Below are 13,556 nucleotides of genomic sequence, written 5' to 3'. Positions count from 1 at the left end.
AATCGGCTCTTCCTCATTTTTGGAAGGAGAGAAGTCTTATGCAAAGAGTTGATGTCGTATATGCACTAATACATGATGAAGAAACAGATAAAATATTAATGGTACATAATGTAGAACAAAACGTTTGGTCATTGCCAGGTGGGGCTGTGGAAAAAGGTGAAATATTAGAGGAAGCACTAATAAGAGAAGTGAAAGAAGAGACAGGTTTAACTGCTACGTTAGGTGGACTTGTTGCGATCAATGAAAAATTCTTTGAAGAATCAGGGAATCATGCGCTATTTTTTACATTCCGAGCGAATGTAGAAAAAGGTGAACTTATTGCGGAAGATGAAGGTGAAATTTCTGCAGTAGAGTGGGTGGATCGAACAATTGCGAATGAGCGCTTCCCATACTATGACGGAGGATTTGAATATTTGTTAGAAGTAGCCATTCCATACAAGTTTCAACCAGAAACAAAGTAATTGAACGAAAAAACAGGAGCCACAAGGCTCCTATTTTCTATTCAATCGTCTTCAGTAATAATTTTTTCAGTAATGGTTTAATCTTCAGTCGTAAATCTTCAGCGTGATTTGCAACTAAGAAGTGATGGTTATAAATGTTTTTCATCAATTGATAAGTTGCTTCTTTCGCTTCGCCTTCTTCGATGAAGATACCGATTACTTCCATACCACTTTTACGCGCGAGTTTAACAGCTTCATGCGTATCTAAAATTCCGTCTTGTTGATAGTCTAGCGCAGAAGGCTCACCGTCTGTGAAGACTAGTAAGAATTTATGTTTCTCAGGTCTTTTGGCAAGCTTTTCAGAAACGATACGAATAATATATCCGTCGCGGTTATCTTCTTCTTCACGAAGTTGCATAATTTCTGGACCAACGTTTGGTAACGTTGAGTTTTTATAATTTACAACTTCATGGATAACGTTCGGCTTATCTTCAGGTTTAGCGCTAGAGGCATCTTCCCAAAATCCGCTAATAGCGTGCGGGATTTTTAAAGATTTTAAAGCTTCATGGAATAGTACAACACTCTTCTTCGTTTCTTCCATTTTGTTATACATAGAACCAGAACAGTCAACTAACAGTTGGAATGCAACGTCGAGCTCTTGTGATTCTTGCCCTTTTTTATAAAACATGCGAGGCTGCTTTTCAGTATAAATACGAAGGAATTTCTTACGAAGTCTTCCGTAATATTTATCACTATTTGCATTCGTTTTATTTTCAATCGTTTTTTCGATAATTTTCTTTAATTCTTTTACATCTTTATTAACGACTGATTTGATAGCTTGGTAATCCTTTTTCTCATCAGGATTTGGTTTACGTGCTTCTTTAAATGTATGAGAAGCGCCAGTGTTATATTTACCATATGCACCATCATTTTGACTAGAAGCGTGTGAAGCCCTTGCTTCTTCTGTATCAGCGCCATCAAAGTTGGATTGTGTACTTTTTTGAGAAGTACCTTGTACAGAACCAAGTGCTTGGTCGCCATCTTCTGATTCACGAGCAGTATCGCCCATCATGTTTGTTTTTGTTCCGCTTTCTAATTCAAAGCGTAAAAAGTTCTCGTTTTCGTTATTTTTATTTTCACGATGCCATGTGGAGAAACTTTCATCCATTTTGTTTTTATTTTCATCGTCATCTATAAGCTGCGTATCATCATTTGCTAAATCTTCGACGCGACAGTTCTTTTCGTCTGCAAGAACAGATAAATAAAGCGGTGCATGTCCGAAATAGTTGTTAAGCATATCACTTTCAAGAAGCTCCTCTAAGCGGTAGCGAATTTTCTCAACGATATACATAATATCTTCCGTATTACGAGCTTGGAATGTTTCATGCAAAATAGCTTCAATTTGTTCGAAATATTCATTATTAAACATTTCATATTTATCGCTCGTTAATGAAAGATAGCATAGGCAAAATAGACGATCACCGTGATAGTTACGAACGCGATTGATTTCATTTTGTGAGCTAAAGTAATTGCGATACATTTCTTTTCTTCTTTTAAAAACATGCTTCGTGCCAGGACGTAAGTTCTTTACAATTTCCTCAACGCGTAAATCTTCTAATAGAACAAATAATTGTGTTAAAAACTTTTTTAGGGGCGATTCTTGCAATTCAATCGCATAAGAACGAATTAAAGTCATGTCCGAGTAATGTTTATTACCAAGTGCTTTTAAGAACACTTCGCTTTTTAATCCGATTACTGTATCTTCTTCTTTTCGATCATCCCAAAAGTGACTAATGACAACTTTCTTTTCAATTTCGTCGTAGTATGCTTTATAGCCATATTCAAGATAGGCATCGTCTTCTTTTAGAAGGGCATACATTAAGTTTTCCATTTGTAGAAACAGCGACGCATCAATTTTTTTGTCACTAAAAATTTGTCTCATAAATTATCCCTCAAAGAAATAACTTTCTGCTAATTCACGGACAGTCATTTGTTCTGTTTCATCATTAAGTTTTGCAATTATGCTTCGTTCAATCGCTCGCATAACAGGAATATATACACCTAAATCACATGCGTCGATAATGCCACGAATACTTGCCGCTTCTTCACTTACACGTCCATCGCGAGCTAAAGGCATAAGGTCGCTTGCAAAGGCAACGAACTTTTCAATTGTTGCAACATCTTTTAATTTTGATTCTGCTAATAATAATTCTTTTAATGTATCACCTTGAATGTAAGGAACTTCAATAATAACGAAACGGTTTTTTAACGCTTCGTTTAGTTCACTTGTTCCAACGTAACCTTCGTTAATCGCAGCAATTACACGGTATTCGTCATCACCGTATACAACCTCTTGTGTAAATGGGTTTGTGATCATTTTACGGTAATCTAATGCGCCGTGAAGAAGTGGTAACGTTTCAGGTTTTGCCATATTGATTTCGTCAATATATAGGAAGTGACCGTTCTTCATTGCTTTCATAAGAGGACCGTTAACGAATGAAACTTCAGATGCACCATCTTTCGTTTGTAGTGTGTTGTATCCTAAAATACCCTCTACATCTAAGTCGACAGAGCAGTTAATGCTATGCATTGGTTTTTGGAATAAAGAAGAAAGAGTTTCCGCTAGTACTGTTTTACCACTACCAGTCGGTCCTTTTAATAGAATGTTCTTGCCAAGAAGAAGTGCTGTAATCGCATCTTCAATAATGCTATTATCAGACGCTTTATATATTTTCGTTCCGATTAAATGTGCATTTTCACCAGCTTCTTGCTTATTCTTTTCATGAATCGTAGAAAGCTGTTGTTTTAAATCAGCATGTATATGAAATTGTTCTAACATGTATTTCCCACCTAACATTATTTTCATAAAGTAATACATCTTATGATAACTTGTTTTAATATGGTATGCAAAGAAAAGGAAGGGGGATAAAGGGAAAAGAAAAAGCAATCAAGATGAAGTTGATTGCCTACAGTAAAGGAGAAATAAGCCTCATGAAAGACTCCAATATGCGTTTTTTTATACTTCTTTTTTGGAAAGAGTTCCATTTAATTTCAGTTGAATGTTTAAAATCTTCTTCAAAATCACGTTTAATATCGTGAACTGTTTTTGATTCATAAAGTACACTAATAATTTCGTAATTCAATTCAAAGCTACGTACATCCATGTTCGCTGTTCCAATAGTTGCAATTGTATCATCAACGAGTACAATTTTTGCATGCATAAAACCATCTTTATAACTGTAAATAGAAGCACCAGCTTTTAAAAGCGGAGTGAAATAGGATTGAGATGCTTGATCACTAATGATGCTATCACTTTTACCTGGATATAAAATCCGTACATCTATTCCGGCAATTGCACTTAAGCGTAATAATGTTAAAGTTTCTTGATCTGGAATAAAGTAGGGTGTAGCGATCCAAATGGATTTTTTTGCAGAGCCCATAACAGCTAATAATGTATTACGAATACTTTTATCATCGGAGCTTGGTCCGCTTGCTACGATTTGAACAGCACCTTCTGCATTTGAAATCTCTTTACCTGGGAAGTATTGTCTATTCATGAATTGATCCCAGGAATAAGTATTTAAACCACTAGAGGCATAGAGCCAGTCTTCTAGAAAGATTGCTTGTAATTTATATAATGCTTTTCCTTCTATTTTTAAATGACTATCACGCCAAACAGGAAATTTCTTGGAACGGCCAAGATATTCATCACCGACATTGAGTCCTCCGGTAAAACCAATTTCGCCATCTACAATAACAATTTTTCGATGGTTACGATAATTGACAGTTTCAAGTAACCAAGCTGAAAAAATAGGATCAAATTCTACAATTTCAATCCCAGCTTCTTTCATAGGGTGCAAAAATCGTCGTCTTAACGTATTACTTCCAAGGCCATCATAAAGGAAGCGTACAATAACACCATCTTTTGCTTTTTGTATTAAAGCATCTCGAACTTTTGTACCAATTTCATCAGATTTATAAATGTAGTATTGAATATGTATATGATGTTTTGCTTGCTCTATAGCTCGCAAAATTTCTGAAAATGTTTGATCTCCGTTTGTTAAAAGTTTTGTAGTTGTTTTATCTGCGGCAGGACCGCCTCCAAATTTTTGTATGACTTCTGTTAAATGTATGGAACGTTCATTTAGTGGGACTGTGAGTAATAACTCTAGTCTTCTTCCTTCTAATATTTCACGGAATAATTTTCTTTGTTCTTCTGAACGATGGAGATGTTTTTTTCTTCTCCAGCGGCTGCGCCCGAAAATAGCGTATAATAGCACACCTATAATAGGAAGAAGTGCTAATACTAAAAACCATGCTAATGTACTTTGTGGAGATCTATTTTCTATAAAAATAACGAATGAAATTCCTACGATTGTGATGGACCATAGAGCACCGACAAATGTATATAACGAGATATACGATGTATTTAATAGGAACAGAACGATAGATACAATTGTAAATATTAATAGTAATTGAACGATAGGCTTCTTCATTTCTATATAATTCCCCTAATCTTTTTTCAATATAGACTTCTTAAATAGAAGATGTAATATGACATCTTTATTATAAGGTGTTTTGCTTTTTTTACAAAATATAGACATTTCACCTATACTTTCCGCATTTGTCCTACATACAGTGTACTATCCCATTTTTTATCCCACTCTTAACGCATATGAAAATGAAAAAATCGAAAAGGAGCGGAGAAACATGAATTATATAGAAAATAATGGATTGTATTATCGAAATCATCATGGAGGACACAATCATGGTGGGCACAATCATAACGGTGGACATCATCACCATGGAGGACACAATCACTATGATCACCATCATCATCACGGAGGCGGATGGGGCTGGGGTGGTGGTAGTTCATGGGGAGGCGGATTTTTCCCTGGAAGCTTTGCAGGAGGAGTGTTAGGCGGACTAACAGCTGGTGCATTAACAGGTGCAACAAGTGGAGGGTATTATCCGGCTCCATATCCAGTAGCTTATCCGTCGCCATACCCTGTAACGTATCCAATGCCATACCCAGGTTATCAGCAAATACCATATTCGTATTAAACTAAAAAAGAGGCTATCCTCTTTTTTAGTTTAATACGGTATTTATTTATAAAATACTTCCAAAATTAAGGTGAAAATATGTTAATATTTTATTATTGTAATTCAAAAACATATACATTGATGTAGAGTTTTATATTATTATTCGTGAATAGTTATGTAGTATGTTCTAATTTCTATTTCGTTATTAAAAACAAAGAGATCAGATGTGAGTGGTATTAGTTGGAAACAAGGCTTGCATAGAGCCACTTAAAGGGATTGCAGTATAATAAGGTACGAAATAATTAGGGAGATGAGAAGCTACTATTTATAATTAGAACGGTATAATATTGCTTTTTATTACAAATAATATTATGTTATTTTAATCGGTCTATTCAAAAAGATAATTTATGTAATGGGCTAGTATTAGAAAATGAAATATCTCTATTTCTATGAAGAGAAACAGGTTGTGTTTTAGTCAGATAGAAGCAAGGAGAGATGCGCATGCTAGAACAGAGAGGTCATGCATTATATGACTCTTCATTGCGAGATTTAAAGTTAGCATTAGATGAGTCTTCAATTGTTGCAATTACAGATCGAAAAGGTCTTATTACATATGTAAATGATAAATTTTGTGAAATCTCTAAATACAAAAGAGAAGAATTAATTGGAAAAGATCACCGTATTTTAAATTCAGGACATCATCCAAAAACCTTTTTTCAAGACTTATGGAAGCGTATTTTGAATGGGAAAGTATGGACAGGTGAGATTCGGAATCGAGCAAAAGATGGTACATATTATTGGGTCAAAACAACAATTGTTCCATTTTTAAATGAAAAAGGAGAGCCATACCAGTTTATCGCAATTCGAAATGATATTAGTAGTAGAAAAGAAGCGGAACATAGATTGCGGCTAAGTGAAAGTCGTTATAGGGAACTTGCCTATCATGATGCTTTAACGAGTTTGCCTAACCGTTTACAATTAATAACGACCGTTAACGAATTGATTGCAGATAAAAAAGAATTTGGTATGATTTACTTTGATTTGGACCGTTTTAAATTAGTAAATGATACATTAGGTCATATGATAGGGGATTTACTTTTAAGTGAAGTTGCTTCAAGGTTGCATTATGTACTAGGAGAGAAAGATGTTCTGGCTAGGCTAGGTGGCGACGAATTTGTGCTGTTAACAAAAAATCATAGACAAGATGATATGAGTCAGTTAGCGACATCTGTGTTGTCATGTTTTCAGGCACCATTTATGCTGGAAGGCCATGAAGTATACATTTCAGCTAGTCTAGGACTTTGTTCTTATCCACAAGACGGACAAGATGTGGAAACGTTATTGAAAAACTCTGACTTAGCTATGTATAGTGCAAAAGAACAGGGGAGAAACGCTGCGTGTTTCTTTACAGATGAGCTACGCGCGAAAATAAATCGTAGAATGAAAGTTGAGTTTGCTTTGCAAAAGGCAATTCGTGATGAAGAGTTAGATGTAGCATTGCAGCCTATTATTGATTTGAAAACGAAGAGATATTCTGGTATAGAAGCTCTAGTACGTTGTATGACAGAAGACGGACCTATTTCACCAAGCGAATTTATCCCTGTAGCTGAAGAGTCTGGACTAATTATAAAACTAGGAGACTGGGTATTAGAAAAATCATGTCGCTTGTTTAAAACATTGCCGAATTATCAAGAAGGACTAAAGTTATCTGTGAATTTATCTATACAACAATTAATGCAGAAACGTTTTATTTTATCAGTACGTAGCATTTTAAAGAGAACTGGTTTTCCTCCGAACCGTTTAATATTAGAAATAACGGAAAGTATTGCAGTCCGCCATTTTGATTATATTATTGCTACATTACAAGAATTAAGAAATATGGGTGTTTTAATTGCTTTGGATGATTTCGGAACTGGCTATTCTTCCTTATATTATTTAAAACAACTACCACTGGATATTGTAAAAATTGATCGTAATTTTATTCGTGAATTTCATTATGATCACGCACAACCAGAACGAACGATTGTAAAATCCGTTATTGAAATTGCTCATAGTTTAAATTTAGCAGTAGTTGCTGAAGGAGTAGAAACAGTAGAGCAAGAGAGTTTGTTACAATCAATGAGCTGTGATTATGTACAGGGATTTTATTATGCGAAACCTTTATCTGTAGGAGAGCTAAAAGAAAAGTTAATTACAGATTTTTAATAAAAAAGAGAAGCCAGCAGCTTCTCTTTATTTAATCCGTTTTTTGTGAGTCTTTCATTAGTACTGGATAAAGAAGAAGACCTAATACGAACAATCCAATTCCTAAGAAGAACGTTTTTAAATCAGCAGTTCCCGTTTTGATAACCCAAATGGAGTATACCAACGCCAATGTAGTAATGATTCCATCTTTTACTCGAGATCCTGGCAGTATATCATACGTTTCTCCTGTAATAACTAATTTTAATTGGTACAAGGTAGAAACAAGGTATGGAATTAAATAGGCTAATGTTGCTACGACGATAGCGAAACTATACGCTTCTGAAACAGTACCAGAAATCGTTGAAAATAAGAAAATTTGCGTCATTACATTTGTAATCAATAATGATTTTGCAGGACTACCTTTTTTATTTGTTTTCCCGAAAAACTTAGGGAAAAGTCCATTTTTTGCTGCCTGGTAAGGTACCTCTGAACTAACAACAATCCAGCCAACTGTAGATCCAAATAAAGATATAAGAGCGAGTAAAGCCATTATATATGCACCTTTATTTCCAATTGCTAAATTTAATGCGTCTACTAATGGTTTTTGAGACTCTTTTAAAGCATCTTGCGGAAGAGCTCCCATTGTAAGTAAAGTAATTGACATGTAAATAAGAAGAGCGATAATTAATCCGAAAATCGTAGCTTTTTTTACATCGCGCTGTGATTTTGCACGATTAGAAAGCATAACTGCTGATTCAATACCGATAAATGCCCAGAGTGTTGCAATAGCAGCTGAATTGATTTGTCCACCTAATGAGATTGATTGTCCTGCTTCATTCATAAAGGTTTGACCGTCTCCGAAATTAGAGGCGTTGAAAATGAATAATGTAATTACAATAAACATTGTAAATCCAATAATTTTTGCAATGGTAGCAAGTAGATTCATGTTTCCAGCTCGATCAATATTTTGAGAAAGAATATATTGAATTCCCCACAGCATAAGGCTACATACGAGGAAAGTTAATCCTTTTCCGAGTTCCAGTGAAAATCCATTTATTGAAAAAAGAATTTGCTTACTTTGTAAAACTGGAAAGAATGTTGATAAATATCCAGCAAAGGAAATAATAACAGATGCTGTTGCAGCCCAGTTAGCAGCCCAATATCCCCATGCCATACTATATCCTGCAACTTTACCAGCTTTTTTTGAAGGAAACATCGCTTGAGCATAGCTTTGTGGTCCAGCTTTTAATTCTGGTTTCCGAATCGCTAAATTTCCAAATACAAGTGCAATCATAAATACGCCAAGGCCTGTAATACTCCATGCGAGTGTAGAACCCATTGGCCCTGATACTTGTGCTAAATTTGCTGGAAGCATAAATACGCCACCGCCAACCATATTCCCGATAACAAATGCTGTTAAAACCCATAATCCCCATTTTTTCGTTTCCATTTTTGTTAACTCCTTTGTAGTAAGTTTTGCTTAAACATCATTTTTTACTAGCTTTTTGACAATAAAAAAAGAGCCATGTAGATAAAAAAATACCTACATGGCTCTTTCACCAAAGCGTAGGTACAACGGGAATAACCCTTGTACCTACGCGTAATTTTTCCGCTAGGTTTCAAGGGTTACGTATGATGATGATGTTTTTGTGCAAATGTAACTACAGTTGTTGTATAAGTAAGCATAGTTCTTTGCTCCCTTTCTCCTCTGATTTTGAAGTTAGTATACTACATGTTTTTTTGAATGAAAAGAAAAATATAAAAATTTTTATAAAAATACGTTTTAAAGATTAAATATTTACCTATATTTTTCTTGTACTGGAAAATAAGTGAGAGATTGGCAGAAGAGTGAAGCATGTTATAATACATATAGAATTAGAAGGTGACAAGGGGCTATTGTAGATGATGAGTAAGTATGAACAAATTTATACAGAAATCAGTAAATCTATTGATAATAAACAATTAAAAGAGGGATGCAAAATCCCATCAGAAACAGAATTAATGAAGCAGTATGAGGCAAGCCGAGGCACGGTAAGAAAAGCTGTAGATTTACTGCAAGAGCGTGGATATGTGCAAAAAATTCATGGAAAAGGTGTTTTTGTTTTAAAGCGAAAAAATATTGAATTTAATTTTGGCGGTATTGTAAGTTTCCAAGAAGAAAATGAACGTTTGGGACGTCATTGTATTACGGAAGTTGTGGAAATGGACAAAGAAAAAGCCACAAAAGAAATTGCGAAATTATTAAATGTAAAAGAAAAAACAGAGATTGACCATATTAAACGTGTACGAAATATTGATGGAGAAAAAGTAATTTTAGATATAAATCATTTTGTATCTGAGTTTATTCCAGGATTAACGAAAGAAATTGCAACTGCATCGATTTATAAATACATCGAGAAAGAGCTTGGGCTACATATTAGTTATTCACAGAGGGTAATAGAAGTACAGCCATGTACAGAGGATGACAGAAAGTATTTAGATTTAAATGGAACAGACTATGTTGTCGTTGTGAAAAACTTTACACATTTGTATGATGGAAGTCAGTTTGAATATACAGAATCACGCCACCGTTTAGATATTTTTCACTTTTCGGATGTGGCACGCAGGAAGTAAAGAGGTGGAACAAAATATTGTTTCATCTCTTTTTTTTATAAAAAAAACACAAACTCGTATATACGAGTGTTGACTAACTTATATATACGAGTTAATATGTAATTGTAAACGGTATCAAAAAAAGAAAAGAGGGACGGGAATATGGGGAAAGACTATCGTAAAACAGCAGAGGAAGTGTTGCAGTATATTGGTGGGAAAGACAATATTGAACAAGCTGCACATTGTGTGACGAGGCTCCGTATCGCTTTAAAAGATGAAAGTAAAATAGATAATGATAAATTACAGTCTGTTTCATTAGTGAAAGGAGCGTTTCATAACGCTGGTATATTTCAAATTGTAATTGGTCCAGGGGATGTAGATCGTGTTTACGCTGAATTGATAACGCTTGCAGGTATGAAAGAATCGACTGTAGCGGACGTAAAAGACTCTGGAAATCAGAAGTTAAATCCAGCTCAAAAGTTTGTGAAAATATTTTCGGATGTATTTATGCCGATATTACCAGCGATCGTAACAGCTGGTTTACTAATGGGTATTAACAATCTATTAGGCGCAAAGGACTTATTTTTTGATGGGAAAAATTTATTAGATGTTTATCCGAACTTAGGCGGGCTTTGGGATTTAATTAATATGATGGCCAATACAGCATTCGTATTCTTACCAGCACTTGTCGGTTGGTCAGCAACGAAGCGTTTTGGTGGTAGTCCAATACTAGGGATTGTTATGGGATTAATGCTTGTGCACCCGGCCTTATTAAACGCTTGGGACTATGGAAAAGCAGCGACTGGTTTAGAGGGTCAAAAGATTGAGTACTTCAATATTTTAGGACTATTCCAAATTGAGAAGGTAGGATATCAAGGACAAATTTTACCTGTTTTAGTAGCAGCATTTGTATTAAGTAAAGTGGAAATTTTCTTAAAGAAACATGTACCAAATGCAATTCAATTATTAGTTGTACCAATTACAACAATCGTTGTGACAGGTGTGTTAGCACTAGGAATTATCGGTCCGGTTACACGTCATATTGGAGATTTATTAACAGTAGGATTAGTAGGTGTATATGAAACAGTACCAGTAGTTGGAGCAGTATTATTTGGAGCGTTATATGCACCGCTTGTAATTACAGGTATGCATCATATGTTTATTGCAATTGATTTACAATTGATTGCACAACATGGCGGGACATTTATTTGGCCGATGATCGCTCTTTCTAACATTGCGCAAGGTAGTGCGGCACTTGCGATGTTCTGGATTTCTAAAAATCAAAATGATAAAAGTATGGCATCAACATCAGCCATTTCAGCATACTTCGGTATTACAGAACCAGCGATGTTTGGGGTGAATTTACGAAATAAGTTCCCGTTCTATGCAGCGATTATAGGATCTGCTGTGGCAGCGATATTCATTACATTAAATGGTGTATTAGCGCCTGCTATCGGAATTGGCGGATTGCCAGCATTTATTTCTATCATTCCGAAATCGATTCCAATGTTTATTGTAGGAATGATTATTGCAGTTGTAATCCCATTTACTTTAACATGGTTATTTGCAAAAAGAGTCAAACAGAAGTAGGAGGAAGTTAAACATGAAGGATTGGCATAAAAGTGTAGTCTATCAAATTTATCCGAAGAGCTTTAATAGTTATTACAATAGAGAAACCGGGGATATAAAAGGTGTTACAGAGAAACTAGATTATTTAAAAGAACTCGGAGTGGATTATATATGGTTAACACCGATATACCAATCACCACAAAATGATAATGGATATGATGTAAGTGATTACTACAGCATTGATCCATCTTACGGAACGATGGAAGAGTTTGAAGAACTTTTAGCAGAAGCGAAAGTACGTAACATTGAAATTATGCTTGATATTGTTGTAAATCATAGTTCGACTGAACATAAGTGGTTTAAAGAAGCGAAGGAAGATAAAAATAGTCCATATCGTAATTACTATATTTGGCGTGATGAAAAAAATAATTGGCAGTCTAAGTTTGGTGGATCTGCTTGGAAATATGATGAGAAGACGGAGCAATATTATTTACATTTATTTGATGAAACACAAGCTGATTTAAATTGGGAAAATGAAAAACTTCGTGAAGAAGTATATGATATGATGCGTTTTTGGCTGGATAAAGGAGTAACAGGATTCCGATTAGATGTCATTAACTTAATTTCAAAAGACCAATGTTTCTTAAACGATGAAGGTAGTACTGCGACAAGTGATGGACGCAAGTATTATACAGATGGTCCGCGTGTTCATGAATATTTACAAGAGATGAACCGAAATGTTTTTGCAGGAAAAGATGTAATTACAGTTGGAGAAATGTCATCTACGACAATTGATAATTGTATTAAATATTCAAACCCTGAGCGTAATGAATTAAGTATGACGTTTAGTTTCCATCATTTAAAAGTAGATTATCCGAATGGTGATAAGTGGACGAAGGCTGATTTTGATTTTATTAAATTAAAAGAGATTATGTCTAGCTGGCAAATTGAAATGCAAAAGGGCGGAGGATGGAATGCGTTATTTTGGTGTAATCATGACCAGCCTCGCATCGTGTCACGCTTTGGTGATGATGGAAAGTACCGAAACGAATCTGCAAAAATGTTAGCGACAGCCATGCACATGCTGCAAGGAACGCCTTATATTTATCAAGGGGAAGAAATCGGTATGACGGATCCTAAATTTGAGTCCATCGAGCAATATCGTGATGTGGAATCGTTAAATATATACGATATAAAGCTAAAAGAAGGGCTATCAAAAGAAGAGATTATCGGGATTTTAAAGCAAAAATCTCGTGACAACTCTCGCACTCCGATGCAGTGGAATGAAGAGATGAACAGTGGTTTTACAACAAGTACACCTTGGATTTCAGCGGCTGAAAACTTTAAAGAAATAAACGTAGAGAAGGCATTAGAAGATAAAGAGTCCGTATTTTATCATTATAAAAAGTTAATAGAACTTAGGAAAACGTATGATGTAATTACAGAAGGAGAATATGCTATTTTGGATAAAAATGATCCTAAGATTTGGGCATATACTCGTACTACAGAAAGTGAAGTGCTGCTTGTTATAAATAACTTCTATGGAGAAGAAATAACGTACTCTGTACCAGCGCACGTTCAATTAGATGGAATGAAACAAGAAATACTACTGTCGAATTATAAAGATGCTAGCAAGGATATTACAAAACTTAGCTTAAGACCATATGAATCAATTGTGTATCGATATACGAAATAAAAAGGTTGTATGCCCATGCGGCATACAACCTT

Annotated in this window: 10 protein-coding genes; 6 read left to right on the top strand and 4 right to left on the bottom strand. The window is 35.0% G+C overall.

Translation table 11 applies throughout. The features are described from left to right. Positions 1 to 38: 38 nt before the first annotated feature. Positions 39 to 461 carry an NUDIX hydrolase gene (locus ACTFN4_RS25370; protein WP_001189941.1) on the top strand — a complete coding sequence of 141 codons (423 nt, stop codon included), beginning with the start codon at positions 39 to 41 and terminating at the stop codon, positions 459 to 461. Positions 462 to 498: 37 nt separating this feature from the next. Here ACTFN4_RS25370 and ACTFN4_RS25365 read toward each other — a convergent pair whose 3' ends face one another. From ACTFN4_RS25365 to ACTFN4_RS25355, 3 genes are all read right to left on the bottom strand, one after another. Continuing rightward, positions 499 to 2,382: a vWA domain-containing protein gene (locus ACTFN4_RS25365; protein ID WP_001248875.1), complete on the bottom strand. Its 1,884-nt coding sequence runs from the start codon at positions 2,380 to 2,382 to the stop codon at positions 499 to 501. A gap of 3 nt (positions 2,383 to 2,385) precedes the next feature. Continuing rightward, the gene (locus ACTFN4_RS25360) at positions 2,386 to 3,279 is read right to left on the bottom strand and encodes an ATP-binding protein (RefSeq protein ID WP_000892971.1); all 894 of its coding nucleotides are present in this window, start codon (positions 3,277 to 3,279) and stop codon (positions 2,386 to 2,388) included. Between the two features lie 127 nt (positions 3,280 to 3,406). Then, entirely contained in the window at positions 3,407 to 4,936 is a 1,530-nt protein-coding gene (locus ACTFN4_RS25355; protein WP_000743025.1) for a cardiolipin synthase, read from the bottom strand. 214 nt (positions 4,937 to 5,150) lie between these two features. Between ACTFN4_RS25355 and ACTFN4_RS25350 the strand changes: the two genes are divergently transcribed. Continuing rightward, a complete protein-coding gene (locus ACTFN4_RS25350; RefSeq protein ID WP_001106379.1) occupies positions 5,151 to 5,504 on the top strand; it encodes a hypothetical protein in 354 nt (117 codons plus the stop codon). Positions 5,505 to 5,984: 480 nt separating this feature from the next. Further along, on the top strand, positions 5,985 to 7,688 hold the full coding sequence (locus ACTFN4_RS25345) for a putative bifunctional diguanylate cyclase/phosphodiesterase (protein ID WP_000893345.1): 1,704 nt from the start codon (positions 5,985 to 5,987) through the stop codon (positions 7,686 to 7,688). A gap of 31 nt (positions 7,689 to 7,719) precedes the next feature. Here the strand turns inward: ACTFN4_RS25345 and ACTFN4_RS25340 are convergent, their stop codons facing one another. Continuing rightward, positions 7,720 to 9,117, bottom strand: coding sequence for an amino acid permease (locus tag ACTFN4_RS25340; protein ID WP_142408270.1), 1,398 nt, complete (start codon positions 9,115 to 9,117; stop codon positions 7,720 to 7,722). Between the two features lie 452 nt (positions 9,118 to 9,569). Here ACTFN4_RS25340 and treR point away from each other — a divergent pair, with 452 nt between their 5' ends. From treR to treC, 3 genes are all read left to right on the top strand, one after another. Then, positions 9,570 to 10,280 carry a trehalose operon repressor gene (gene treR / locus ACTFN4_RS25335; protein ID WP_000987242.1) on the top strand — a complete coding sequence of 237 codons (711 nt, stop codon included), beginning with the start codon at positions 9,570 to 9,572 and terminating at the stop codon, positions 10,278 to 10,280. Positions 10,281 to 10,421: 141 nt separating this feature from the next. After that, complete coding sequence (gene treP / locus ACTFN4_RS25330) at positions 10,422 to 11,849, top strand: PTS system trehalose-specific EIIBC component (RefSeq protein ID WP_000513935.1); 1,428 nt, start codon at positions 10,422 to 10,424, stop codon at positions 11,847 to 11,849. Between the two features lie 13 nt (positions 11,850 to 11,862). Beyond that, the gene (gene treC / locus ACTFN4_RS25325; protein WP_000656140.1) at positions 11,863 to 13,524 is read left to right on the top strand and encodes an alpha,alpha-phosphotrehalase; all 1,662 of its coding nucleotides are present in this window, start codon (positions 11,863 to 11,865) and stop codon (positions 13,522 to 13,524) included. The last annotated feature ends 32 nt before the right edge of the window (positions 13,525 to 13,556 follow it).

Source organism: Bacillus cereus group sp. MYBK95-2, from assembly GCF_051915225.1.
GTDB lineage: Bacteria > Bacillota > Bacilli > Bacillales > Bacillaceae_G > Bacillus_A > Bacillus_A cereus.
Note: the sequence above shows the minus strand (reverse complement) of the source record. Positions and strands in the feature narration are given on the sequence as shown.

Coding starts and splice junctions, on each gene's coding strand:
- ACTFN4_RS25360 (WP_000892971.1), bottom strand. CDS start 3,279: ATGTTAGAACAATTTCATATACATGCTGATTTAAAACAACAGCTTTCT.
- ACTFN4_RS25340 (WP_142408270.1), bottom strand. CDS start 9,117: ATGGAAACGAAAAAATGGGGATTATGGGTTTTAACAGCATTTGTTATC.
- ACTFN4_RS25355 (WP_000743025.1), bottom strand. CDS start 4,936: ATGAAGAAGCCTATCGTTCAATTACTATTAATATTTACAATTGTATCT.
- ACTFN4_RS25365 (WP_001248875.1), bottom strand. CDS start 2,382: ATGAGACAAATTTTTAGTGACAAAAAAATTGATGCGTCGCTGTTTCTA.
- ACTFN4_RS25345 (WP_000893345.1), top strand. CDS start 5,985: ATGCTAGAACAGAGAGGTCATGCATTATATGACTCTTCATTGCGAGAT.
- treR (WP_000987242.1), top strand. CDS start 9,570: ATGATGAGTAAGTATGAACAAATTTATACAGAAATCAGTAAATCTATT.
- treP (WP_000513935.1), top strand. CDS start 10,422: ATGGGGAAAGACTATCGTAAAACAGCAGAGGAAGTGTTGCAGTATATT.
- ACTFN4_RS25370 (WP_001189941.1), top strand. CDS start 39: ATGCAAAGAGTTGATGTCGTATATGCACTAATACATGATGAAGAAACA.
- ACTFN4_RS25350 (WP_001106379.1), top strand. CDS start 5,151: ATGAATTATATAGAAAATAATGGATTGTATTATCGAAATCATCATGGA.
- treC (WP_000656140.1), top strand. CDS start 11,863: ATGAAGGATTGGCATAAAAGTGTAGTCTATCAAATTTATCCGAAGAGC.